General features: G+C 65.2%; 22 protein-coding genes. 5 read left to right on the top strand and 17 right to left on the bottom strand.

Translation table 11 applies throughout. From position 1 onward, the window contains the following. Positions 1-29: 29 nt before the first annotated feature. Both CKO27_RS09885 and CKO27_RS09890 read right to left on the bottom strand, forming a co-directional pair. The gene (locus CKO27_RS09885) at positions 30-626 is read right to left on the bottom strand and encodes a class I SAM-dependent methyltransferase (protein WP_200374720.1); all 597 of its coding nucleotides are present in this window, start codon (positions 624-626) and stop codon (positions 30-32) included. Between the two features lie 3 nt (positions 627-629). Continuing rightward, entirely contained in the window at positions 630-1,349 is a 720-nt protein-coding gene (locus tag CKO27_RS09890; RefSeq protein ID WP_242470836.1) for an endonuclease III domain-containing protein, read from the bottom strand. Positions 1,350-1,473: 124 nt separating this feature from the next. On the opposite strand from CKO27_RS09890, the gene CKO27_RS09895 reads away from it, so the two are divergent. Both CKO27_RS09895 and CKO27_RS09900 read left to right on the top strand, forming a co-directional pair. Beyond that, positions 1,474-2,874, top strand: coding sequence for a VWA domain-containing protein (locus tag CKO27_RS09895; protein WP_200374722.1), 1,401 nt, complete (start codon positions 1,474-1,476; stop codon positions 2,872-2,874). Positions 2,875-2,884: 10 nt separating this feature from the next. Then, the gene (locus tag CKO27_RS09900) at positions 2,885-3,814 is read left to right on the top strand and encodes a hypothetical protein (protein ID WP_200374723.1); all 930 of its coding nucleotides are present in this window, start codon (positions 2,885-2,887) and stop codon (positions 3,812-3,814) included. A 15-nt stretch (positions 3,815-3,829) separates the two neighbouring features. Here the strand turns inward: CKO27_RS09900 and CKO27_RS09905 are convergent, their stop codons facing one another. From CKO27_RS09905 to rpoE, 14 genes are all read right to left on the bottom strand, one after another. Continuing rightward, positions 3,830-4,255 carry a hypothetical protein gene (locus CKO27_RS09905; protein WP_207280730.1) on the bottom strand — a complete coding sequence of 142 codons (426 nt, stop codon included), beginning with the start codon at positions 4,253-4,255 and terminating at the stop codon, positions 3,830-3,832. After that, the gene (locus tag CKO27_RS09910) at positions 4,252-5,490 is read right to left on the bottom strand and encodes a GlgC family sugar phosphate nucleotidyltransferase (protein WP_200374724.1); all 1,239 of its coding nucleotides are present in this window, start codon (positions 5,488-5,490) and stop codon (positions 4,252-4,254) included. The genes CKO27_RS09905 and CKO27_RS09910 overlap by 4 nt, the downstream gene beginning before the upstream one ends. A gap of 81 nt (positions 5,491-5,571) precedes the next feature. Beyond that, positions 5,572-6,321: a pyridoxine 5'-phosphate synthase gene (gene pdxJ, locus CKO27_RS09915; protein ID WP_200374725.1), complete on the bottom strand. Its 750-nt coding sequence runs from the start codon at positions 6,319-6,321 to the stop codon at positions 5,572-5,574. 83 nt (positions 6,322-6,404) lie between these two features. Beyond that, positions 6,405-7,190: a DNA repair protein RecO gene (gene recO / locus CKO27_RS09920; RefSeq protein ID WP_200374726.1), complete on the bottom strand. Its 786-nt coding sequence runs from the start codon at positions 7,188-7,190 to the stop codon at positions 6,405-6,407. 19 nt (positions 7,191-7,209) lie between these two features. Beyond that, positions 7,210-8,115 (bottom strand): GTPase Era, encoded by a 906-nt coding sequence (gene era / locus CKO27_RS09925; RefSeq protein ID WP_200374727.1) that lies wholly within the window; start codon positions 8,113-8,115, stop codon positions 7,210-7,212. Continuing rightward, positions 8,108-8,785 carry a ribonuclease III gene (gene rnc, locus CKO27_RS09930; RefSeq protein WP_200374728.1) on the bottom strand — a complete coding sequence of 226 codons (678 nt, stop codon included), beginning with the start codon at positions 8,783-8,785 and terminating at the stop codon, positions 8,108-8,110. The genes era and rnc overlap by 8 nt, the downstream gene beginning before the upstream one ends. After that, a complete protein-coding gene (locus CKO27_RS09935) occupies positions 8,785-9,174 on the bottom strand; it encodes a DUF4845 domain-containing protein (RefSeq protein ID WP_200374729.1) in 390 nt (129 codons plus the stop codon). Before CKO27_RS09935 ends, rnc begins: the two co-directional genes overlap by 1 nt. A 15-nt stretch (positions 9,175-9,189) precedes the next feature. After that, the gene (gene lepB / locus CKO27_RS09940; protein WP_200374730.1) at positions 9,190-10,032 is read right to left on the bottom strand and encodes a signal peptidase I; all 843 of its coding nucleotides are present in this window, start codon (positions 10,030-10,032) and stop codon (positions 9,190-9,192) included. A gap of 33 nt (positions 10,033-10,065) precedes the next feature. Further along, on the bottom strand, positions 10,066-11,868 hold the full coding sequence (gene lepA / locus CKO27_RS09945; RefSeq protein ID WP_200374731.1) for a translation elongation factor 4: 1,803 nt from the start codon (positions 11,866-11,868) through the stop codon (positions 10,066-10,068). 234 nt (positions 11,869-12,102) lie between these two features. Further along, positions 12,103-13,527 (bottom strand): DegQ family serine endoprotease, encoded by a 1,425-nt coding sequence (locus CKO27_RS09950; protein ID WP_200374732.1) that lies wholly within the window; start codon positions 13,525-13,527, stop codon positions 12,103-12,105. Positions 13,528-13,551: 24 nt separating this feature from the next. Continuing rightward, entirely contained in the window at positions 13,552-14,049 is a 498-nt protein-coding gene (locus tag CKO27_RS09955) for a SoxR reducing system RseC family protein (RefSeq protein ID WP_200374733.1), read from the bottom strand. 4 nt (positions 14,050-14,053) lie between these two features. Continuing rightward, positions 14,054-15,061, bottom strand: coding sequence for a MucB/RseB C-terminal domain-containing protein (locus CKO27_RS09960; protein ID WP_200374734.1), 1,008 nt, complete (start codon positions 15,059-15,061; stop codon positions 14,054-14,056). Beyond that, on the bottom strand, positions 15,045-15,596 hold the full coding sequence (locus tag CKO27_RS09965; protein ID WP_200374735.1) for a sigma-E factor negative regulatory protein: 552 nt from the start codon (positions 15,594-15,596) through the stop codon (positions 15,045-15,047). Before CKO27_RS09965 ends, CKO27_RS09960 begins: the two co-directional genes overlap by 17 nt. 146 nt (positions 15,597-15,742) lie before the next feature. Continuing rightward, positions 15,743-16,321, bottom strand: coding sequence for an RNA polymerase sigma factor RpoE (rpoE, locus tag CKO27_RS09970; protein ID WP_200374736.1), 579 nt, complete (start codon positions 16,319-16,321; stop codon positions 15,743-15,745). Between the two features lie 228 nt (positions 16,322-16,549). On the opposite strand from rpoE, the gene nadB reads away from it, so the two are divergent. After that, positions 16,550-18,178, top strand: a complete 1,629-nt coding sequence (gene nadB, locus CKO27_RS09975; protein ID WP_200374737.1) for an L-aspartate oxidase — start codon at positions 16,550-16,552, stop codon at positions 18,176-18,178. A gap of 435 nt (positions 18,179-18,613) precedes the next feature. On the opposite strand, the gene CKO27_RS09980 is transcribed toward nadB, so the two are convergent. Further along, positions 18,614-21,292 (bottom strand): bifunctional acetate--CoA ligase family protein/GNAT family N-acetyltransferase, encoded by a 2,679-nt coding sequence (locus tag CKO27_RS09980; RefSeq protein WP_200374738.1) that lies wholly within the window; start codon positions 21,290-21,292, stop codon positions 18,614-18,616. A 149-nt stretch (positions 21,293-21,441) separates the two neighbouring features. Here CKO27_RS09980 and CKO27_RS09985 point away from each other — a divergent pair, with 149 nt between their 5' ends. Both CKO27_RS09985 and CKO27_RS09990 read left to right on the top strand, forming a co-directional pair. After that, a complete protein-coding gene (locus CKO27_RS09985) occupies positions 21,442-22,374 on the top strand; it encodes a histone deacetylase family protein (RefSeq protein ID WP_200374739.1) in 933 nt (310 codons plus the stop codon). Positions 22,375-22,560: 186 nt separating this feature from the next. Then, positions 22,561-24,015, top strand: a complete 1,455-nt coding sequence (locus CKO27_RS09990) for a cryptochrome/photolyase family protein (RefSeq protein ID WP_200374740.1) — start codon at positions 22,561-22,563, stop codon at positions 24,013-24,015. Positions 24,016-24,082 lie beyond the last annotated feature (67 nt).

The following is a 24,082-nucleotide window of genomic DNA, read 5'->3' on the forward strand; positions in this document are numbered from 1 at the left end:
AAACCGTACCGAACGAGACGGACGACGGGTCAGTCGGTCTCGGCCGACCGGTGCCAGAAGGCGGCGGTGAAGTCTCCCGCCAGATAGCCCTCCTGGATCCGATAGTCGACCTCGAGTTCCTGTCCCAGCCTCTTGATCTCGCCTGGCAGGTAGAGATTGTAGATGGGTGAATTATTCCACCCCTTCAGCAGATTGAAGACGAAACCCTGGCGGCTCGCGCCCAGGCATTTCTCGATGAAGGCGCGCGTTTCCTCGCGCGTCAGGGTGTTCATGGCCCCGCTGCAGAGGTAGATATCCGCCTCGGGAAGCTCGTCCGCGAGGATGTCGCAGACGCGGATCTCGCAGCCGGTGCGCTGGCGCGCGGTCTCGACCATGGGCTCCATGAGATCGAGACCGATATAGCCCCCCGGCCGATCGCCCTCGCGACAGAGATAGGCATGGAGATCGCCAAAGCCGCAGCCGGCGTCCACCAGACTGATCGCGGAGAGGTCGTCGGGGAGCTGCGAACGCAGCACCCGGAAACGCACCTCCTGGCTCTCGACGGAATTCCAGTGGACACCCTCCGCCGTGGCGCCGTGGGTCTCCAGCGCGGTCCGGTAGAAGATTTCGTTATCGACTCTTGGCATCCCTCATCCCTCACGGCTTGAATCGAGCGCCCCTTGGATCCCGGCGAAGTCTGGCGCGGTTGGGCAAGAGGCCCTCAATCCGCACTCCGGGCACCGAGGTCGGGTCCGGCACAGATGCTTGCCGTGATGGACGATCAGGGCATGGTACTCCTTGTAGACTGGCACGTCAGGACCGAGCGCCCGTTCGAAGGCGGCGCGGATCGACTCGTAGCCTTCGTCCCCGGCGAGCAGACCGAGCCGGGACAGGATCCGTCGCGTATAGGCATCCACCACGAAGACGGGCCGGTCGAAGGCGTAGAGCAGCATGTCGTCGGCCGTCTCGGGGCCGATGCCCTTGACGGCGAGCAGTTCCTGTCGCAGTTGATGGGTTTCGAGTCGACTCAACCCATCCAGACCGCCTGCCGAGCGGTAATAGTCGCAGAACGCGGTGAGACGACGGGCCTTGAGGTTGAAGTAGCCGGCGGGTCGCAGGGCCTCCGCCAGGTCCGCCGGAGCGAGCGCCAGGATGGCCTCGGCCTCCAATGGAACCCGCTCCTTGAGACGGGCGAGCGCGCGCTCCACGTTGGACCAGGCGGTGTTCTGGGTCAGCACGGCCCCGATCATGACCTCGAAGGGACTGTCGGCCGGCCACCAGTGTCTTGGCCCGTGGCTCGCGATCAGTGCGGAGAAGAGTCTTCGCGCCCGCTCCGCGTCCAATGGACATTCATCAATCGGGCTTCGCAAGGGCCGGATCCTATCGGTTACACTCAATAGATTCATGACGCGCCAATCCTCGCCTCGGCGACAGCGCGCGGACAGCTCGCCGCCGCTCCCAGAGAGCGCGAATGGCCACACCGGGGAGTGTCTCGTGCCATCCAATCCGGTCTCCGCCCGCCTCATCCTCGGCCTGCTGCTCATGCTGTCCTGGGGGCTTCCCGCCGCGGCCGTCGATGTCGTCCTGGCGTTGGACCGCTCGCTCAGCATGAACGCCAACGATCCGAACCGCCACAGCCTCAAGGGAGCGGAGCTGTTCGGCGAGTTGCTCGGCCAGGACGATCGCCTCTCCTTGACGACCTTCGCGCAAGACGCTCCATCCCTGATGCCGCTGACGCCCCTGTCGGATCGTCAAGCGCTGGAGCGGATCCTCGGCCTGATCCGCGGGATATCGATGGATGGCACCCGGACCGATTTCACCGCCGCCCTGCGCCTCGCCTACCGCCATCACTCAGCCTCGGGCGGCGACCGCGACGCCAAACGGATTCTCGTGCTCTTCACCGACGGCCAGCTCAATCTGGGCAACGAGGAGGCCACCCAGACCGCGCGCGCCACGATTATAGACGAGCTCGTCCCCCAGTTTCAGGAGGCCGGCATCCAGATCTACGGGATCGCCTTCTCGCCCGAGGCCGACCTGGGTTTTCTCCGACTCCTCACCGACACCACGGGTGGACGGGCCTTCCGCGCCGAGCGGCCGGAAGACATCTACCTCGCCTTCCTGAAGCTGTTCGAGCAGGCCGACCTCCCCCTGACGACGGCGGTGATCGATGGGGCGGTCGAGGTCGACGCCAATGTCCGCGAACTCAAGCTGCTGGTGCAACGGGGCGTGAACGACGCGCCGACCACGCTGATGGATCCGAGCCAGCACGAATTGGTCGCCGGAGACCAAAGGCCGGGAGTGGACTGGCGCAGCACGGCGAATTTCGACCATATAACGATCCAGCAACCGGAGGCGGGATCCTGGAAGATCACGGCGGATAGCCAGGATAAACGTGCCTACATCGAAAGCGATCTCGATCTGGAGGCCACGATTCCCTTGCTGGCCAATGTCGACGAGGCGGTAGCCATCGCCGCCAAACTCACTTATCGCGGCGGCGACGTCGAGGCCAGGCTCTCGGGCAACACCCGCTTCACGGCGACCGTGCTCGATGAATCGGGCGCCGTCCAGCAAGAGGTCGAGCTCCAGCCCGACGCCGGCCAACAGCCGCTCCAGGACCATCGCGGCGTCTTGCGCTTCCCCGCCCCCGGCTCCTTTCAGATACGGGTGAGCGCGGAAGGCGAGGGCTTCGAGCGCGCCAAGACTTACTCCATCAGCCTTCTGCGAGCGCAACCCATGCCTGGTGGCGCCGACGACACGGAAACCCGACGCTCCGCGCTAGCCCTTTTGATGCTGGGCAACCTCGTCCTGGCCGCCCTGCTCGGGATCGGCATCGGCCTCTGGTGGTGGCGCCGAAACAGGCGCAAGGATTGCGACGATTTCACGGAAGACACCTGAGGCGCCCGTCATGAGCCTGAATGAATACATGTGGATCTACGGTCTCGCCGAGGCCCTGGCCCTGACCTTGATCGTGGCCATCGTCCTGGGAGTGAAGTGGTGGCGTTTGCGCCGGGAGCATCGACGCTGGCGGCGCGCCCGCGCGCGGATCGACGGCCTGATCGAAGGAGCCATCGAGGGGGCCAGGGCCAAACAGACGGACAGACCCGAGTTGCGCGACAGTCGGATCGCCTCGCTGCGGGCCTTGTCCGACCCATTCAAACAGGATCCGATCGTCGAGGAAGAGGCTTGGAGACAAGCCCTTGGCGCGATCGATCGATGCTTCGAGGCGCTCGGGGAAACCACAGCCAGTCTGGCCGCGGCCAACCATCGGAAGGCCGTCCCCACCCATGACACCTCATCGCCCGAATCCGGCCAAGCTCCCGAGGACGATGGGCTGGCGTCGCCAGGAATGGAGTCGGATGTCGAGGCGCTGCTCGAACAGTATCGACTGGGCCGCTCGACCATTTCCTCGAATCGGGAAGCGGGAGGCGATCTGAAGCAGAAATACCGCGACCTGCTCGTGGTCAACCAGAGCCTTCGCTCGCGAATCGACAACCTCGCACCGACCGACGAGACCGATTCGCTGCGCGAGGAACTGGACGCCTTCCTGCGCAGCAACCTCGCCTTCATGCGGGCGGCGCTCACCGCGGAACGTAACTTCAATCTATTGGAGCAGCAGTTCGACGAGTTCGAGGGGCGTATCGACAACCTGCAAGCGACCATCAACACCTATCGCAAGGCGGTCCACAAGCTCGTCAGCGAGCGCGATCAGCTCGACGAGGAACAGCACCAGTATCTGATCCAGCTCGATCTCAAGGACAAGGTCATCGCGCGCCTGAACCGCAACTACGAAGCCCTGCGGCGCGAATACGCCAAGATCTACGGAGGCACCCGCTAGGCGCGCTCTCGACGCCTAGAAGCCGCGAAGATCCTGGTGCCGTTGGTGCTGCTCCAGCGCGGCGGCGAGTGTCTCACGGGTGATCTTGCCTTGCTTGACCAAGACCTCGCCCAAGCGCGCGTGTTGTCTGGCGACCAGGTCCAGCGCCGCGTCAAGGTCTCCGCTCGCCGGGAGACGCAGCCTTCGCGCCGCCTCGCGCAAGGTGACCATCGCGTCGCGCTGACAGGCGCGCAGGCGTTCGATCTCTTCGAGGGAAAACAGGCCCTGCTCAACGAGCACGAACATGGCCGTGGCACTCAAGTCACGCTGAACCCGGATCGCCCCGGTGATATCGGCCTCCGTGAGGAAGCCGCCGAGAACGAGAAAACGGCCGAACAACAAGGGCACGTCGGGAAAGTCCATCTCAGCCTCGTCCACTACGCCACGCCCGACTTCGATCACGCGAGGCGCTCCGACAGCCTCTCCGGACCAGCCACCACGACAACCCCCTCCGGAGAAACCGTGAAACGCTCCTGATCCCGTCTCCGGTCGAAACCGATCCGTTCCCCCGGCGGGATCGCGATGTCCTTTTCGATGATGCAGTTGCGCAGATGGGCGCCCTCGCCCACCTCGACACCATCGAAGAGGATCGAGGCTTCGACGATCGCGCCATCGTTGATGCGCACGCGCGGGAAGAGAATCGAGTGATTGACGCCGCCACCGCTGATCACCGTGCCGGCGGCCAGCATGGAATTGACGAACACGCCCTCGTTGCCGCTCCTGGGACCGGGCACGGTGCGCGCCGGGGGATGCTGACCCTGATAGGTGTGGATATTCCAGTCCGACTGATAGAGATCGATCGGGGGCTCGGCGAGCAGCAGCCCCATGTTCGCCTGGTAATAGGCATCGATGCTCGCCAGATCGCACCAGTAGCGATCCGGCGTCACCCGTCCGCGCGCCTGGCCGAAGCGATAGGCGCGAACCGGCTGCGAGTCCGTCACGGGCGCGATGATGTCCATGGCCAGATCGGCATCCGGAACGGGGCCGCGCTCGATGCGGTCGAGCTCGCTCAACAGGAAGCGTTTGTCGAACAGATAGACGCCCATGGCCTGGAGCGCCTCGGTCGCGTCCGAGTCGGACGGGTCGAGATCGCCCGCCCCTGGGCTGGACAGCTCCAGAATCCGATCGGAGGCGTCGACCCTGACCCTGGCCTGAGTCCCGGACCCCGGACCCTGGGTCGCCCGCACCGCCACCGTGACCTGGGCCTGGGATTCGAGATGCGCGCGCACCAGCTCGGCATAGTCCATCCGATAGACCGCGCCGCCATCGAGCACCAGGATCTGGCGCGCGCGATTGCGTTCGATCAGATAACGGTTCTGGCGGATCGCGTCGAAGGGTCCGGCATACCATTCCTTGCGGTAGCGCATCTGCGGCGGCAGCGGGGTGATGAACTCGCCCAACTCCGGATTGAAGATCGACCAGCCATCGCGCAGGTGTTTCTGGAGCGAATGACTCCTGTACTGGGTCAGCACCAGAACCTGACGCAGGCCGGAGTGCAGACAATTCGCCAGGCTGAAGTCGATGGCCCGGTACTTGCCTCCGAAGGGAATCGCGGCCTTGGTCCTTTGCTGAGTCAGCACGTCGGGGCCCGCGCCGCGATCGATGGCGAGAATGAGGATCAGGGTATCAGTGGACATGGCGGCCTTCGCATCGCAAGAGTGGACCGGGGATCAAGGCCGCACAGTCTAGCGGCGACCCGCTACCCCTGACCAGCCGCGTCATTCGAGACCGTTGATGAGTCGCTTCATATCCCGGACCGCGCGATCCAATCCGGAGAAGATCGCCCTCGCGATGATGGCGTGACCGATATTGAGCTCGCGCACGCCAGGAATCGCCGCGATCGCCTTGACGTTGTGGTAGTCGAGCCCGTGACCGGCGTTGACGTGCAGACCGAGCGACTGGCCCAGTTCTACCGCCGCGCGGATCCGCGCCAGGCTCTCCGAGCGCTCGACCGACCCCCTGGCATCGGCGTAATGCCCGGTATGGATCTCGACCACCGGCGCCCCCACGAAGCAGGCCGCTTCGATCTGGGCCGGATCCGCGTCGATGAACAGCGAGACCCGCGTCCCGGCCTCGGCCAGGCGAGCGCAGAAATCCTTCAGCTCATCGCGACGGGCCACCACGTCCAGGCCGCCCTCGGTCGTCAGCTCCTCGCGCCGTTCCGGCACCAGACAGCAATCGGCCGGCCGGATCCGGCAGGCGATGTCACCCATCCCGGGCGTCGCGGCCATCTCCAGATTCATGCGTGTTTGCAGAATGTCGCGCAACATCTCCACATCGCGATCCTGGATGTGACGCCGGTCCTCGCGCAGATGCAGCGTGATGGCGTCCGCCCCGGCCTGCTCGGCGATCAGGGCCGCCTGGATCGGCTCGGGATAGCGGGTTCCGCGCGCCTGACGGATGGTCGCGACGTGATCGATGTTGACGCCGAGCAACCGCTCGGAGGAATGTTCAGGGTCGTGCGACATGGGCTGACTCCTCTTGAATCGCGCAAGCCCGGCCGCTGGAGCCCATCGGAAGGCTCGCGCCGCCTGGCTACGCATGGACCGGATTAACAGGGTTCCTCGGAATCGACGGGACGGGCTGTCGTTGGATCTCGCCGCTGGGGTGATTCCGCGATCGCGCCGGAACCGAACCAGCGCTGGTAGAGCTCACGGCTCTTGAGCGGCCGTGCGCCCAGATGCGGCGCCAGGATTTCGCGCAGCAGCACCCGCGCCTCGCGCCTCTGCCCGTCGGCGAGCCGCTCGCCATTGGTCAGGGCCAGCAGGGTGGCGCCGGACAGCCTTGGTCCGGCGGCCCGCTCCGAGGCATGACGCACCCCGTGCTCCCGCTCGTAGGTATAGAGCCGATCCGCCAGCACCGGCGCTCCGTCCTCGGCCACCTGATCCAGCCTCACGCCGTAGCCAAGTTCATCGAGGAGGCGCAACTCGAACTGACGCAGCCGCGTCTCCAGGTCCGCGTCCTCGGCCAATCGCGACAGCGCCGATTGATAAAAGGCGAAGAGCGGATCCTGCGGGTCATGGCGACCCAGGAGGCGCAGCAGCAGTTCGTTCAGGTAGAAGCCACCGAGCAGGGCGCGCCCCTGGAGCGGAATCGGCGGCCCGGCCCCCTCGACCCGAGTCAGGGTGCGAACCTCGCCGCGTCCGGCCACCGCGAGCCAGAGCGGCTGAAAGGGTTGCAGCAGGGCACTGGCCGGCTGACGCGGACGCCGAGCGCCCTTGGCGATGGCCGGGAAGCGCCCTTGCCCGCTCCCGAGGATGTCGAGTAGCAGACTGGTGTTGCCGTAGTCGCGACGATGGAGCACGAAGGCCAGGAACAGCCGGTCTTGGCGCGGCACGGGATCGATCCCAGCCGGCTCAGCGGTCCTCGCGATAACCGAGCGTCGCGATCGCCGCCTCGTCGCTCGACCAGCTCTTCTTGACCTTGACCCAGACCTCCAGGTGCACCGCGCAATCGAAGAGTTTCTGCATTTCCAGTCGGGCCTGGGTGGCGACGGCCTTGAGCGCCTCGCCCTGCTTGCCGATGATGATCCCCTTCTGACTCGAACGCTCGACCCAGATCAGGGCATGGATGATGTAACGCCCCTCGGACATCTCGAAGCGTTCGATCTCGACCGTGGTGCGATAGGGCAGTTCCTGGCCATAGCGCTGCATCAATTGCTCGCGCACCAGTTCGGCGGCGAAGAAACGTTCCGAGCGATCGGTGATCTGGTCTTCCGGAAAGAGCGGCTCGCCCTCGGGCAGGGCCTGCACCACCGCGCGTTCGAGCACCTCGACCTGATCCCCCTTCGCCGCCGAGATCGGGATCAGTTGCAGGAATGGATGTCGTTGGGAGAGGGCCTGAAGATAGGGGAGCAGGGCCTGCTTGTTCTCGACCCGGTCGACCTTGTTGACCACCGCGATCGCCGGAACTCCGGCCTCGGCGACGATCTGCAACGCCTTGGCGTCCTCATCGGTCCAGCGCTGGGCCTCGACCACCAACAGGGCCAGGTTGGTATCAGCGATCGTGGAGCGCGCGGCACGATTCAGGTAGCGATTCAGCGCATTGGCGCCGCGCTCGTGGATGCCGGGCGTATCGACGAAAAGAATCTGCCCCTCGGGCAGGGTCTTGATGCCGAGGATCGAGTGACGGGTGGTCTGCGCCTTGTGGGAGGTAATGGCCAGCTTCTGGCCCAGCAGACGATTCAATAGCGTCGACTTGCCGACATTGGGCCGCCCAACGATCGCCACGTAGCCGCAGTGGCCGGGGATCCGATCAACCATCTCGCATCTGCTCCAACATCAGTTCGGCGGCCGCCTGCTCGGCACGGCGCCGACTGGTGCCCGTGCCCTGGACACTCAAGTCGGCATCCTGAAGCAGGCAGCTCACGGTAAAGGTTTGATCGTGCTGATCGCCATCGATGGAAAGCACGAGATATTCCGGCAGGGGCCGCTTGCGCGCCTGTAGACGCTCCTGCAAACGGGTCTTGGGATCCTTGCCGGCACGCTCGGCATCGGTCTGATCGAGACGATCGGCGAACAGTCCGAGCACCACCTCGCGCGTCGCCGCGAACCCGCCATCCAGGTACACGGCGCCCAGCACCGCCTCCAGCCCATCCGCGAGGATCGAATCGCGCGCGTGACCACCGGTACGCAGTTCGCCCGCGCCCAGACGCAGCGCATCGCCGAGCTTGAGGCCACGGGCCAGTTTGGCCAGGGATTCGCGCTTCACCAGCGAGGCCCGCATGCGACTGAGCGAGCCTTCGTCCGCCGTGGGAAAGCGTTCCCAGAGCGCCTCCGCGATGATGAAACCGATCAGGGCATCACCGAGGAACTCCAGTCGCTCATTGTTGATCGGGCCGGCGCTGCGATGCGTGAGCGCCTGGGTCAGGAGATCTTCCCTGGCGAAGGCATGGCCGAGGGACTGGGCGAGTCTTCGCGGATCGGCGTTCACTAGAGCTTGACTTCGACCTGGTGATGGAAGGCCGCGACCGCGTCGACATTGAAAAAGAGGTGCACGCGCTCCTCGTAATCCAGGGTCACCTGATAGGTGCCTTCGTCTATCTTCTTGATGACGAAGTCCTTTCCAGTCACGTTGTTGACGCTGTTGATATTGAGCCGCTTATCGATATTCGCGGTAATCCCACGCGCGCCCCCATCGATCTGGCTGCTCTGCCTGGCGGTCTCTTCCATGAGGGTGCGAACCGTCCAGAAGTTGGAATAAAGCGGACCCACCTTGAGCAGGATGGTGACGAAGAACGCCGCCAGCGCGATGAGGGTAATGAAACCCAGAAACCCCATCCCGCGCTGACGCGAGCCGTATCCAGCCGTCTTCATGGACATACGCAAGCCTCCAAGTTATTCGATCCCACCCCAGAGACGCGACCAGGCGATCGGAAACCCATCGCGCTTTCCATCCCAGTGCATCCAGATCGCGAACGCCTTGCCGACCAGGTTCTCCTCGGGTACGAAGCCCCAGCAACGGCTGTCATTGCTGTTGTCCCGATTGTCGCCCATCACGAAGTAATGACCCTCGGGGATCTCCACCGGACCAAAGGCGAGCACCTGACAGCCAAAAGGCAGGTCGGGGGCCGTCGGTCGGGTGAGGATATGATGCTCGACCCCATCGAGACTCTCCAGCGCCTCGCGCGCGCCGGTCATTTCCTTGCCGGAGCCCACGCCTCTGTAGTCGCCGATGGGCATTTGTCCGATCGGCTCGCCGTTGACGAACACCGTTTTGTTGCGATAGGCGATCTCGTCGCCCGGCAGGCCGATCACCCGTTTGATGTAGTCGGTCGTCGGATCCAGCGGAAACTTGAAGACCACGACATCGCCATGCGCGGGGTCGCCGATGTCGACGACCTTGGCGTTGAGCACCGGCAGCCTCAGACCATAGGCGAACTTATTGACGAGGATGAAATCACCCGTCAAAAGGGTCGGCATCATGGAGTTGGACGGGATGCGGAACGGCTCCACCAGGAAGGAGCGAAGCACCAGCACGGCGAAAATGACCGGGAAGAAGGAGCGCGCGTATTCGACCAGCAGCGGCTCCCGGTCGAGCGACCGGCCTTCCGCGACCGTGCCGCCGGAGGCCACCACCAGACGACGGCGCCTTGGCGCGAACAGGAGCGCGTCGACCAGCCAGATACCGCCGGTCAGGACGGACGCCAACACGAGAAAGGCGGGGAAATCGAATGTCATCTTGGGCTAAGTGGCTCTATCCAGGGGTGAACGTCAATTATCCTTGCCGGTCTGGAGCACGGCAAGGAAGGCCTCCTGCGGGATCTCCACCTTGCCGACCTGCTTCATCCGTTTCTTGCCCTCTTTCTGCTTTTCCAGCAGCTTGCGCTTGCGGGTCGCGTCTCCGCCATAGCACTTGGCGGTCACGTTCTTGCGCAGCGGCTTGACGGTGGTGCGGGCGATGACCTTGGTGCCGATCGCGGCCTGGATGGCGACCTCGAACATCTGGCGCGGGATCAGATCCTTCATGCGCTCGGTCACGTCGCGTCCGCGATTCTGGGACAGCGAGCGATGGACGATGAAGGACAGCGAATCGACTTTATCCCCATTGATGAGGATATCCAGCTTGACCAGATCGGCGGCCTGAAAGCGCTTGAACTCATACTCGAAGGAGGCGAATCCCCGGCTGCACGACTTGAGCCGATCGAAGAAGTCCAGCACCACCTCGCTCAACGGCAGTTCGTAGGTCACCTGGACCTGTCCACCCAGATACTGGATCTGTTTCTGGACGCCGCGCTTCTCGATGCAAAGATTGATGACCGACCCGAGATAATCCTGGGGGGTGAGGATATGCGCCTCGATGATGGGCTCGCGCACCTCGCCGATGCGGCCCGGCTCGGGCAGGTCGGCGGGGTTGTCGATCTTGATGAGTTCGCCGTCGCTGCGCAGCACCTCGTAGACCACGGTCGGCGCGGTAGTGATGAGATCGAGATCGTACTCACGCTCCAATCGCTCCTGGATGATCTCCATGTGCAGCATGCCGAGAAAGCCGCAACGGAACCCGAAACCGAGCGCCTGCGAGACCTCGGGCTCGTATTGCAGCGCCGCGTCATTGAGCCGCAGCTTGCCGAGCGCATCGCGCAGATCCTCGTAGTCGTCCGAGACGACCGTGTAGAGTCCGGCGAAGACGCGCGGGCGCATCTCCTTGAAACCCGGGAGCTTGGCCGCGGGACGATCCGGCAAGGTGATGGTGTCGCCCACGGGCGCGCCGTCGATCTCCTTGATACCGGCGATCATGTAACCGACCTCGCCCGCCCTCAGACAGTCGCGCTCGGTCTTCTTCGGCGTGAAGACCCCGACATTGTCGACCTGATGAGTGCGTCCGGTGGACATCATCAGCACCTTCTCGCGCCGGCGCATCTCGCCGTTCATCACCCGCACCAGCGAGACCACGCCCACGTAGGGATCGAACCAGGAGTCGATGATCAGGGCCTGCAAGGGCGCGGCGACATCGCCTTTCGGCGGTGGAATCCGCTCCACCAGCGCCTGCAGCAGATCCGGGATCCCCTCGCCGGTCTTGGCGCTGACCCGCAGGGCATCCTGGGCCTCCAGACCGATGATTTCCTCGATTTCCTTGATCACCCGCTCCGGCTCGGCCGAGGGCAGATCGATCTTGTTGAGGACCGGCAGTACCTCCAGTCCCTGCTCGATGGCGGTATAGCAGTTGGCGACGCTCTGCGCCTCGACCCCCTGGGCGGCGTCCACCACCAGCAGCGCGCCCTCGCAGGCCGCCAGGGAACGCGACACCTCGTAGGAGAAGTCCACATGCCCCGGCGTGTCGATGAAGTTGAGCTGGTAGATCTCGCCGTCGCGCGCCTTGAAATCCAGGGTCACGCTCTGGGCCTTGATGGTGATCCCGCGCTCGCGCTCCAGATCCATGGAGTCGAGCACCTGGCTGGACATCTCGCGCGCGGTCAAGGCGCCGCTGATCTGAATGAAGCGATCGGCGATGGTCGACTTGCCATGGTCGATATGAGCGATGATCGAGAAATTACGGATATGACTGAGGTCGGTCATCGATAACCCAGGGAAGGCCAGTGGGGAAGCAGGTGATCGTGGGCATGCATCCAATGCATCAGGCCAGACTCGATTGACGGCAGGCGCGCGTCGGAGCCGGACCTGATCATCCACGCGTGAGCGGCACGGAAGAAACAGCCGCTAATCATAACAGAGAGCGACACCCCGGCGTACCTGGAGGATGGCCGCCGGGATGTCCTCGCGAAAGCCCGCGCCGGCGGACGGGCTCCCGAATCAGGACTTGGGAATCCTGAGTGCGTAGAACATCCGGCTATCGCCGCGCTGAACCAGCACGGCGATCGGACGCCCAGGTTCGATGGCCGCCAGGATTCGGTTGAAGTCGTCCAGGTTGCCGACGGACTGGTTGTCGAGCATCAGGATCACATCACCCGCGTTCAGGCCGCCGTCATCGGCCGGACCGGGGTCAATGGCCTCGACTAGCACGCCGCCCTGTTCCACCCCGAGTTGCTGACGCAGTTCGGGCGTCAGATCCCGCGCCACGAGACCAAGCTGGTTCGCGGGCTGTTTGTCGGTTGGCGCCGGACCGCCCGCGACAGCCTCCTCCTCAGGCAGTTCCTCGATCCTGACGGTCAGCGCGACCCGCTCGCCGCGACGCAGAACCTCCAGATCCGCGCTCGCCCCCACGGGGGTCTCACCGACCAGGGGCGGCAGGGTGCTGGAGGTCAGAACCTCCCGTCCGTTGTAGGACAGAATCACGTCCCCCGGACGCAGGTCGGCCGCCGCGGCCGGGCTGTCCGGCAACACCTGAGCCACCAGGGCGCCCCTGGGCTGAGACATGCCGAAGGACTCGGCCAACTCGCGGGTCACGTCCTGGATCAGAACGCCGAGCCAGCCCCGGCTGACACGGCCGGTGGTCTTGAGCTGATTGACGACGTCCATGGCCACTTCGATCGGGATGGCGAAGGACAGCCCCATGAAGCCCCCGGTGCGACTGTAGATCTGGCTGTTGACGCCCACGACCTCGCCTTGCAGATTGAACAGCGGACCACCCGAGTTACCCGGATTGATCGCCACGTCCGTCTGGATGAAGGGCACGTAGTTCTCGGTCGGCAGACTGCGTCCCTTGGCGCTCACGATGCCCGCCGTCGCCGAGGCCTCGAAGCCGAACGGCGAACCGATGGCCAGCACCCATTCACCCACCGCGAGATCCTTCCCCGAGCCGATCCTGGCGGCCGGCAGTCCCTCGCCCTCGACCTTGAGCAGGGCGATGTCGCTGCGCTTATCGGTCCCGATCAGCTTGGCGACGAACTCCCGGCGATCGCTGGCTCGAACGACGATCTCATCCGCCCCCTCGACGACATGCGAGTTGGTCAGCACATAGCCATCGGGCGAGACGAAGAAGCCCGAGCCGAGCGAGCGGGACTGGAAGGTGTCGTCCGGCACCTGGCCATCCTCGCCAAAGAAGTGCTGGAAGAAATCCTCGAGCGGACTGCCCTCCGGCAGTTCCGGGATCGGGATGTCACGCAAGCGCTGGGAGGCGGATGCCGATTGCTTGGTGCTGATATTGACCACGGCGGGTCCGTTATCGGCGACCAGCGCGGTGAAATCGGGGAGTTCGCGGGCGAGGGCCAGGCCTGGCGCCAGCGCGCAACAAAGCAAGGCGGTCAGGGCGAGCGACAGTCTGGATGTGGGTCGCATGAAGGCTCCGGATGAATGCCGACTTTATGAGTGCGAATCGCCGGCCTCGCCTCGCGATTCGGGGCCAGGGACGGCGATCGAAGTGGATGGTAGACGCCTCAGGACCAGGGGCTGACGTCCGGGCAAAGGCGCCGATACAACACTGTAGCCACCTAGCCACCAGAATGCCAGAACCAGCCCGAGCAGGGCGCCCAGCAGACTCGCCGCCTCGGCCCAGGGGCCTCCCAGCGTCTCGCCGATCAGGGCGCCCGCGATCAGGGCCAGGATGGGAACCAGATAGGCCGCCACGGCGGCCCGCAGCAGACCCTGCTCGCTGATGCCCACCGCGACCCGGTCACCCACCTGGGCGCCGATCGCGTTCAAGGCCAGCAGCTCGACCGGACGCTGACCGAAGAAGCGCTCCAGCAGCGAGGTTCCGCAGGCGCCCTTGACCTCGCAGTGACCACAGGCGCGGCTTCGCTGGGCCTCGATCCGAGCGTAGCGGCCAACCACGGCGATGACGCGCCCCTCTTCCTCGATCATGGTCTCAGGGCTTGCCCCGGTCCGACGCGGCCACCCGATAAGCCCCCGCGATCGCCGCCCGCACCGTTTCCAGCGGAACCTCGCCAACCGCGATGACCCGATGCCCATCCAGCTTACGCCCGGCGGCATGGACCGCGCCGATGTTGGCGACCCCATCGAGCCCATCCTCCACCCCAGGCTCGATGTAGACCGAATAGGAGGAGAGGCGGTCGGTGAAGAGAAAATGCTCGATGATCGAGCCGTCCGGCTGCTTCATCTCGTGCTGCATGACCAGCTTGAATCCGGCCGGCGCGGCGTCGAATCGCCACTGGCTGGTCGAACTGGTCGCTGGCGCGCCACGCATCGACGGCCCCGCCATCTCCGGCACCGGCCCCTCGGAGGGCTGGAGACTGATGGAGGTGAACATCAACTGCTCGAGCGGTTCCTGATCGCGGTCGATGAGGTCGGACTTGAGAGGCAGCGCGCTATCGCGGTCGATGTGAAACCGATAGCCGTAGCGCAGATCGTCCTTGGGAATGATGCCCACGACCTCCGTCTCCCGACCCGCGATACGCGCGCTACCGAGCATTTCCACGCGGTAGTGCTCGTCGAGCGCGTCGGGGTCGATGCCCTCCGTATCCAGGAACCGCGACCCGCCCGCGCGCTCGACCGAGATCGGATGGCCGTCCGGAAGCACGCACATGACGCGATCCTTGGCGCGCGCCACGGCGCGGATCGGACCACTGAGCGAGATCAGACGCTCCTCCACCTGCCCCTGCTCGACCCGGTGATCGAGACTCAGGGTTTCCAGGCGGTTCTGATGGAGATACACCAGGGTTCCCTCGTAGCTGAGGGAGCGTACCGCCTCGGCCATCCGGGCGAGCAGCACGCCCGCCTGGCGCATCGCGTCACCCTCGACGCCGGCCTCCTCGGGCCGGACCTCCCTCGCCGCGACGCATTGAATGAACCCCAAACCGCAGAGCAGCAAGACCAGACCACGCGACGCCGCGCGCCAGCTAACGGAAGGATTCATAACCGACGAGCGTCGCATAGGGCAGCATTCCATTGGCCCCGGTCGCGGGGGCCGTGGCCTGATGGGTCACCAGGTAGAGATCGAGCTTGCTCGCCAGTTCAGGACGTTCCATGTGCCAGCGGCGCATCGGAATGGACTCACGCTCGACCAGGCGGGGGGCCGCCGATCCAGGCCCTGGAGCCGCCGCCGGATCGGGCAGGAGGGTGGGCATGGCGAGAAAGACGACGAAGGCCACCGACGCAACCAGGGCCAGCCCGGCGAGACGCCGCACCTGTTGGCGCCGCGACCGCACCAGGCGACGCGGGGCCAGGATGGTCGGCTCCGAGACCAGCGCCAGGCGCACCCGGTCGGCGACCACCCGGCAGGCTGGATCGATCGCCTCGCCGCGGATCGCGTGGCCGATCAGGTTGTAACGTTCCCAGGTCTCGCGCAGCTCGGGTTCCCTCGCGATGGCGTTCAACACATCCGAGGCACCCGCCGAAGCGAGTTCGCCGTCCTGTAAATCCGAAAGTCGCTGTCTGTGCTCGTCGGTCATCGTTTCACGCCTGAGCTGATTTGGTCTGGGTCATGGGTTCGGGAATCGAGTCGAGACGCGAGCACGCCAGCCTGGATCACGGCTCGACCGTCTAAGGATTCACGAAACCTGTCTCTTGGTTCGATCGCCTCCTTCCGCATGGGCTCTCAGCCCTCCAGGAGTGGCCTGAGCCGTTTGTCGATAGCCTCCCGCGCACGAAAGATCCGCGATCTGACGGTCCCGATGGGGCAACTCATGGCCGTCGCGATCTCCTCGTAGCTCATCCCCTCGAGTTCCCTCAGCACGATGGCGGTGCGCAGATCCTCGGGCAGTTCGTCGAGCGCGTGCTGCACCGTGGTGGCGATCTCGTCGCTCAGCAGATGGCGCTCCGGGGTTCCGTTCTCGCGCAGACGCCCACCCCAATCCATCTGCTCCGCCACCTCCGCCTCGATGTCGTCGCCGGGCGGTCGACGCCCCTGGGCGACCAGATGGTTCTTGACGGTGTTCACGGCGATCCGATAGAGCCAGGTATAAAAGGCGCTCTCGCCCCGAAACCCCGGCAAGGCCCGATAGGCCTTGATGAAGGCCTCCTGGGTCACGTCCATGACCTCGCTCGAATCCCGGAGATATCTGGAGATCAAACTGGACACCTTCTGCTGGTATTTGAGCACCAGAAGATCGAAGGCACGCTTGTCCCCGGACTGAGCGCGCGCCACCAGTTCTTGATCGGCATGGCGCTCGGTCATCGAGGCACAGCCTCTGGCTTGAAAGCCATCGGTTCCGTTGGCATGGACAATTCACCGAATGGGAAGTTCGTGGCCGTGATCGCGCGTGGCCGGGATTTTCCAACGTAAGGCACGGACTCTTGATCCAGGTCGCCAAATCGACGAGCTTACAGTGAATGGCGGCCGATCTCACCACCAGCCGTCATCTCCGCCCGACCGAACCCTCAACCTGCATTCAAGGACCAATCCATGCCAGACACCTGTCACCGCCATGATGTGCTGATCCTAGGCAGCGGCGCCGCCGGCCTGAGTCTCGCCCTGAGGCTGGGCGACGACCTCTCCGTGGGCGTCGTATCCAAGCGGGAGCTGATCGAAGGCAGCACGGTCTATGCCCAGGGCGGTATCTCCGCGGTGCTGGACGCCAGGGATTCCATCGAATCCCATGTCCAGGATACCCTCAAGGCCGGCGCCGGTCTGTGCGACCGCGAGGTCGTGCGCTTCGTTGTCGAGCGTGGCCCCGACAACATCCGCTGGCTGCTCGACCAGGGCGTGGAGTTCACCCGTGACGAGGAACGGCTATCGGCGGGCGGCTATCATCTGACCCGCGAAGGTGGGCATAGCCATAGACGGGTCGTGCACGCGGCCGACGCCACGGGTCGAGCGATCGCCACCACGCTGGAATCCCAGGTCCGCGATCGACGCAACGTGACGCTCTACGAGCAGCATATCGCGGTCGATCTCATCACCTCCCGCCATCTTCCCGACAGCCAGGATCATCGTTGCCTGGGCGCCTACATCCTCGACCGCGGCACCGGGCGGGTCGAGACCTTCCTCGCCCGTTTCGTGGTTCTGGCCACCGGCGGCGCCAGCAAGGTCTATCTCTACACCAGCAACCCCGACGTCTCCACCGGCGACGGCATCGCCATGGCCTGGCGGGCCGGCTGTCGGGTCGCGAACATGGAGTTCATGCAGTTCCATCCAACCTGTCTCTACCATCCGGAGGCACGCACCTTCCTGGTCACCGAGGCCCTGCGCGGCGAGGGCGCCCATCTGCTCCTGCCCGATGGCGAGCGCTTCATGCCGCGCTTCGACCCGCGTGCCGAGCTGGCGCCACGCGACGTGGTCGCCAGGGCCATCGACCACGAAATGAAGCGGCTCGGCAGCGAGTGCGTCTACCTGGACATCTCGCATCGCCCGGCGGATTTCATCATCGAGCATTTTCCGACCGTTCACGGACGCTGCCTGGAGTTGGGCATCGACATCACCCGTGAACCTATCCCGGTCGTGCCCGCCGCGCATTACACCTGCGGCGGCGTCATGGTGGACCGCCACGCGCGCACCGACCTGCCCGGTCTCTATGCCAGCGGCGAGACCGCCTACACGGGTCTGCATGGGGCGAATCGGATGGCCAGCAATTCACTGCTGGAGTGCCTGGTCTATTCCGAGGCGGCGGCGGCGGACATCGCGCGCCTGATGCCCGACGCCTCGGATCCTCAGGAGGTTCCGCACTGGGACGAGAGCCGGGTCACCGAGCCGGACGAGGAGGTGGTCGTCACTCACAACTGGGACGAACTGAGGCGATTCATGTGGGATTACGTCGGCATCGTGCGCACCAACAAGCGACTGCGCCGGGCCAAGCGCCGCGCCGACCTGCTGGCACAGGAGGTGATCGAGTACTACAGCCATTTCCGGGTCGGCAACGACCTGATCGAACTGCGCAACCTGCTGGAGGTCGCGGACCTGATCATCCAATCCGCGCTACGCCGCCGCGAGAGCCGGGGTCTGCATTACACGCTCGACCACCTCGCCAAGGACGTCAGCCAGCGAACGCCGACCATCCTGATCCCGGACGACTATCAACCGCGCCCGCGCGGGTGATCCCCGCCCGACCGATTGGCCGGAGAGGAATCCACATCCGGTTTCCGAGGAGACGGAAACCGACTGAACTCTACCCAGCCTTTCGGTCGGACGAATCGCTCTCGGAGTGACTCCGGCCCATGAACTCAAGCCAAAGCGGACACTGCCTCCAATCCTTCAGGGAGCAGTCCGGCTTCCGGCATTCGAACTCGCACACGGAAAGCTCATCCGGAACCGTTCCGATCCATTGGCCCACGAACCCCCGCCAGAAACGGCGGATACGACCAGGCGCCTGCTCGTCTGTCGCTCTCATGGATGAACCTCGCCGTCGAACGCTGGAGTAATGGCCTGTTGACGCGGCACCTCGGCAGTCAAACAGCACCTAAACCATACAACACGTCGGCACGGGTGGCGAGCGACCGAACGCCATAAAAAATTGATGGAAAAATTGATGGTTTAAAGCACCTTGGTGACAAGCTTGATCGCCATGTCCTGCGGATCGCTCTCGATGCGGAAGCCGAGCGATTTCACCAGGGCCAGCATGCGGTTATTGGCCGCCAGCACCTCGCCATCCATGATCCGGAAACCCCGCAAGCGCGCGTTCTGCATCAGCGAGCGCATGAGGCGCGCGCCGATCCCCAGGTTGCGCCAGGTGTCGGAGACGACGATGGCGAATTCGCACGCCTCGCCGCCTGGACGCGCCATGTAGCGAGCCACGCCGACCTCGACCTCGGTGCCACCGTCCTCCACCACGCCGATCAGGGCCATCTCGCGGTCATAGTCGATCTGGGTGAAACGCACCAGCATCTCGGGCGTCAGTTCCTTGATCGCCTGCATGAAGCGGAAATACTTGGTCTGCTCCGACAGTCCGCGCACGAACTCCTGCTCCATCTCGGCGTCCTCGGGACGGATCGGGCGAATCACCAGATCCTTGCCGTCGGGCAACTGCACCCGCTCGATCAGTTGGCTCGGATAGGGATGGATGGCCATGTGGCCATAGGTCGGCTGTTGGGGCGGGCGATAATCGACCTTGATCCGAACGTCGACGGCCAGCACCTCCTTATCGTTTCCGATCAAGGGGTTGATGTCCATGGCGATGATCTCGGGAAGCTCGCAGACCATCTCCGAGACCCGCTGCAGGATTCTCGCCAAGGCCATCCGGTTCATCGGCGGCATGTGCTGGAAGGCGCCCATGAGCCGCGCGATCCGGGTGTGATCGATCATGGTCTCGATGATGAAGGCGTTGAGCGGCGGAAGCCCCAGCGCGCGATCCCCCAGCACCTCGACCTTGGTGCCGCCGGCGCCAAAGATGATCACCGGACCGAAGATCTTGTCGCGAAAGACGCCGATCATCAGCTCGCGCGCCGCGCGGGTCGAAACCATGTGCTCGACGGTGATGCCCTCCAGACGGGCGTCGGGGCGCAGACGCTTGGCGCGATCGATGATCTCGGTGAAGGTCCGGCGCACCGACTGGGCGTCGTCGATGTTCAGCTTGACCCCGTCGACGTCGGTCTTGTGCTCCAGATCCGGCGAATTGATCTTCATCACCACCGGAAAGCCAAGCGCCTGCGCGGCCATCAGGGCCTCGTTGGGCGTTCGGCTGAGCACCGCCTGCATGGTCGGGATACGGAAGGCCGAGAGGATCGCCTTGGCCTCGATGGTGCCGAGCACCTTGCGTCCCTCGGCCATGACGCCTTCGATGATGAGTCGCGCGCCCTCGACATCCGGCGGATCCTCGTAGGACAGCGGCGAGGGCGACTGCATCAGCAGCTTCTGATTGCGCTGATGGATGGCGAGGAAGGAAAAGGCTTCGACCGCCGCCTCCGGGCTGTCGAAATGGGGCACGTCATGCTCGGAGAGCAGGATCTGCGCCTCGGCCACCCGATTGCCTCCCATCCAGCAGGCCAACACCGGCTTGCGGCTGTCCTTGCTCGCCTCGATGACGTGCCGGGCGGTCGCGACCGGATCGCCGAAGACCAGCGGCGCCAGGATACAGAGCACCCCGTCCACCTCGGGGTCGGCCAGACAGGCGTCGAGCGCCAATCGGTAGCGCTCGGGCGGGGCGTCGCCGATGATGTCGATCGGGTTGCCGTGCGACCAGTAGTCCGGCAGCGCCTGCTCCAGCGTCTGACGGGTGGCGTCGCTGAACTGGGCCAGGGTCAGCCCCAGTTCCACGGTTCGATCGGCCGCCAGTACACCGGGGCCGCCACCATTGGTGATGATGGCGATGCGATCGCCGGTCAGACGACGACGGGTACCGAACACCTGAGCGGCGGCGAACAACTGGTCGAGATTGGACACCTGAACCACGCCCGCGCGATCGGTGACGGCCCGGAAGACATCGGCGGATCCGACGAAACCGCCGGTGTGCGACTTGATGGCGCGTGTTCCTGCCGGATGCCGCCCCGCCTTGACGATGATCACCGGTTTGAGCCGTGCCGCCGCGCGCAGTCCGCTCATGAAATGACGGGCGTTGCGGATGCCCTCGACGTACAGGAGGATGCAGCGCGTTTGAGTGTCCAGCGCCAGATAGTCGAGGATGTCGCCGAAATCCACGTCGGCGGCCGCGCCCAGCGAGACGACCGCGGAGAACCCGACCCGCCGCGGCTCCGACCAGTCGATCATGGCGGTACAGATGGCCCCCGACTGGGACACCAGCGCCACATTGCCCTGACGCGGCAGATCCTGACCCACGCTGGCGTTCAGGCCATGTTCCGGCCGCATCACCCCCAGACAGTTCGGACCCATCACCCGGATCCGATTGCGTCGGGCCGCCTCGACCATCTTCTCCTGCAGGGCGGCGCCGCGCTCGCCATGGTCGCCAAAGCCGGCGGAATGGACCACCGCCGCCTTGACGCCATAGCCACCGCATTGATCGAGGATCGCCGGGACGCACTCGGCCGGGGCGGCGATCAGGGCGAGATCGACCTGTCGGTCCAGCTCGTTGAGCGAGCCGTAGCAGGGCTCGCCCGCCACCTGATCGTATTTGGGGTTGATCGCGTAACAGTGGCCCTTGTAACCGCCCGCGAGGAGGTTGCGGAAAACCATGCCACCGATCGAACCTTCGTTGTCGCTCGCGCCGAAGACGGCGACGGCGCTCGGCGTGAAGAGTTGGTCGATATCCGTCATACGCATGTGGTCCGCACTCCGAGGCCGAAAAGGGTTTAATCTCTGACATTGACGCCGAAACGGGGCGTCAACGATGATCGAAAGCCAAGCGACAAGAAGAACCAGCCGCGCCCCACGCCCGATCAGGCGCCGCGCTAGAGCCTTGAGGACAGCCCATGAACCTCGCTTTCATCTCCCATCATGCCTGCAAAGAGCACAAGATGGGCGCGCACCATCCCGAATGCCCCGAACGCCTCCATGCGATCCAGGATCGGCTCATCGCCTCCGGCATGGAGATGCTCGTGACCCACTATGACGCGCCGGCGGCCAGCGTCGAGGATCTGGCCAGGGTGCATGATCGCGACTACATCCAGGGGATCTTCGACGCCGCGCCGAGCGCGCGCGATGTCCTGACCTGGATCGATGGCGATACCGCGATGAACAGCCATTCGCTGGAGGCCGCCCTGCACTCCGCGGGAGCCGCCATCCTGGGCGTGGACCTGGTCATGAGCGAGCGCCACCACGCCGCCTTCTGCAGTGTGCGACCGCCGGGCCATCACGCCGGGCGGGCCAGCGCGAGCGGCTTCTGCATCTTCAACAACGTCGCGATCGGCGCCGCTCACGCGCTCGAGAACCATGGGCTGGAGCGGATCACCATCGTGGATTTCGACGTCCACCACGGCGACGGCACGGAGCAGATTTTCATCGGCGACGAGCGCGTGCTCTTCTGCTCCAGCTTCCAGCACCCCTTCTACCCCGGAACCGGCGCCGACACCGTCGCCCCCAACATCATCAACCTGCCACTGCCGCGCCTGACCGACGGCGCGGCCTTCAAGGCCGCCGTCGAGACATCCTGGCTGCCGCGCATCGATGCCTTCGCCCCCCAGTTGATCATGATCTCGGCCGGGTTCGACGGTCACATCGAGGACGACATGGCCCAGTTCAACCTGCGCGAGGCCGACTACGCCTGGATCACGCGGGAGGTTCACAAACTGGCGGCCAAGCACAGCCAGGAGCGAGTCGTCTCATGCCTGGAGGGTGGCTACACCCTCTCCGCGCTCGGACGCTGCGTGAGCACCCACATCGACGAGTTGATCGGGCACGCCTGACCCGGCATCGGCACCGACAAGGCCCGCTCCGGCGGGCCTTCGACCTTCGATGCTGCAATGCAGCACCAGAATAGACCCAGCCCGCGCCGGTTGCAACGAGCCAGACGGGAATGCTCGGGGTCTTGACGTCCGGGCACCTCGACCGAATCCAGCCATCCCGCCGCATCCGCCAAGGCAAGGACCAACATGACCAGCCTCCTCTGGTTCCGGCGCGATCTGCGTCTGGACGACAACCCGGCGCTCGCGGCCGCCCTGGCCGGCGGCGATCGCGTCGTTCCCGTCTACATCCAGGCCCCGAGCGAGGAGGCGCCCTGGGAGCCGGGCGCGGCCAGCCGCTGGTGGCTCCACGGGAGTCTCGCCTCGCTCGACGCCTCCCTGAGACAGCGGGGAAACCGGCTCTGGATCCTGCGCGACGACAGTCTCTTGGCCCTGCGCCGCGTGATAGCAGCGACCGGGGCGACCCAGGTCCACTGGAATCGTCTCTACGATCCGGCGACCACCGAGCGCGACACGCGGATCAAGCAGGCGCTGCGCGCGGATGGCCTGCGCGTTGAAAGCCACAAAGCCGCGCTGCTCTTCGAACCCTGGGAGATCGCCAACACCCAGGGCCAGCCATACCGGGTCTTCAGCGCCTTCTGGCGCGCCTGCGTCAAGTCGCTCGCCCTGGTCCAGCCGATCCCGGCGCCCGAGACGCTTCCAGCGGGACCGGTGCCCGAGTGGACGCTGGCGCTCGATGACCTGGAGCTGTTGCCACGCCTTCATTGGGATCAGGGGATGCGGGACACCTGGACGCCCGGTGAAGCAACGGCCCTAGCCCTGGTGCGGTCTTTCCTGGAGACGCGGATCGCGGCCTACGGCGAGGACCGCGATCGCCCCGATCGGCCGGGCACCTCGCGCCTCTCGCCCCATCTGCATTTCGGCGAGATCAGCCCGCGACGACTGTTGAGCCTGATCCGCGAGCAGGTCGGCGATCCGACGGCGGACCCAGCCGAACCCTACGCGCGCGAGCTTGGCTGGCGCGAGTTCTCCCACCACCTGCTCTATCACTTCCCCCAGACCGCCACCGCACCGCTGGACAAGCGCTTCGCGGACTTCCCCTGGGCCGAGAACGGCGTCGAGGACAGGCTGGCCGCCTGGCAACAGGGGCGCACGGGGATTCCGCTGGTGGACGCCGGAATGCGCGAGCTGTGGCACGGCGGCTGGATGCACAATCGGGTGCGGATGGTCGTCGCCTCCCTGCTGACCAAAAACCTGCGGATCCCCTGGCAAGCCGGCGCGCGCTGGTTCTGGGACACCCTGGTCGACGCCGATCTGGCCAGCAACACCCAGGGCTGGCAGTGGACCGCCGGCTGCGGAGCCGATGCCGCGCCCTACTTCCGCGTCTTCAATCCGGTGCGCCAGGGCGAGCGGTTCGATCCCGAGGGACGCTATGTCCGACGCTGGTGTCCCGAACTGGCGCGCCTGCCGGACAAGTACCTCCAGCAACCCTGGACAGCGCCCCAGGCGATCCTGAGCGCCGCCGGCGTTCGGCTCGGCCACGACTACCCCCGCCCCATCGTCGACCTCGCCGCCTCGCGCGCCCAGGCGCTCGCGGCCTGGGAGCGGATCAAAGGGTTAGATCAAACTCCAAACCAGGCATGAATCGCTCCGCATCCAACTGAATTCTAAGCAACATTCAGCGATCGCCCATCCCAAGGCCGGAACCCGA

Origin of the sequence: Thiocystis violacea (genome assembly GCF_016583575.1) — a bacterium.
In the GTDB taxonomy this organism is placed as follows: domain Bacteria; phylum Pseudomonadota; class Gammaproteobacteria; order Chromatiales; family Chromatiaceae; genus Thiocystis; species Thiocystis violacea.

Coding starts and splice junctions, on each gene's coding strand:
- CKO27_RS09885 (WP_200374720.1), bottom strand. CDS start 626: ATGCCAAGAGTCGATAACGAAATCTTCTACCGGACCGCGCTGGAGACC.
- CKO27_RS09900 (WP_200374723.1), top strand. CDS start 2,885: ATGAGCCTGAATGAATACATGTGGATCTACGGTCTCGCCGAGGCCCTG.
- CKO27_RS09910 (WP_200374724.1), bottom strand. CDS start 5,490: ATGTCCACTGATACCCTGATCCTCATTCTCGCCATCGATCGCGGCGCG.
- pdxJ (WP_200374725.1), bottom strand. CDS start 6,321: ATGTCGCACGACCCTGAACATTCCTCCGAGCGGTTGCTCGGCGTCAAC.
- era (WP_200374727.1), bottom strand. CDS start 8,115: ATGGTTGATCGGATCCCCGGCCACTGCGGCTACGTGGCGATCGTTGGG.
- CKO27_RS09935 (WP_200374729.1), bottom strand. CDS start 9,174: ATGTCCATGAAGACGGCTGGATACGGCTCGCGTCAGCGCGGGATGGGG.
- lepB (WP_200374730.1), bottom strand. CDS start 10,032: ATGACATTCGATTTCCCCGCCTTTCTCGTGTTGGCGTCCGTCCTGACC.
- lepA (WP_200374731.1), bottom strand. CDS start 11,868: ATGACCGACCTCAGTCATATCCGTAATTTCTCGATCATCGCTCATATC.
- CKO27_RS09950 (WP_200374732.1), bottom strand. CDS start 13,527: ATGCGACCCACATCCAGACTGTCGCTCGCCCTGACCGCCTTGCTTTGT.
- CKO27_RS09955 (WP_200374733.1), bottom strand. CDS start 14,049: ATGATCGAGGAAGAGGGGCGCGTCATCGCCGTGGTTGGCCGCTACGCT.
- CKO27_RS09960 (WP_200374734.1), bottom strand. CDS start 15,061: ATGAATCCTTCCGTTAGCTGGCGCGCGGCGTCGCGTGGTCTGGTCTTG.
- CKO27_RS09965 (WP_200374735.1), bottom strand. CDS start 15,596: ATGACCGACGAGCACAGACAGCGACTTTCGGATTTACAGGACGGCGAA.
- rpoE (WP_200374736.1), bottom strand. CDS start 16,321: ATGACCGAGCGCCATGCCGATCAAGAACTGGTGGCGCGCGCTCAGTCC.
- nadB (WP_200374737.1), top strand. CDS start 16,550: ATGCCAGACACCTGTCACCGCCATGATGTGCTGATCCTAGGCAGCGGC.
- CKO27_RS09980 (WP_200374738.1), bottom strand. CDS start 21,292: ATGCGTATGACGGATATCGACCAACTCTTCACGCCGAGCGCCGTCGCC.
- CKO27_RS09985 (WP_200374739.1), top strand. CDS start 21,442: ATGAACCTCGCTTTCATCTCCCATCATGCCTGCAAAGAGCACAAGATG.
- CKO27_RS09990 (WP_200374740.1), top strand. CDS start 22,561: ATGACCAGCCTCCTCTGGTTCCGGCGCGATCTGCGTCTGGACGACAAC.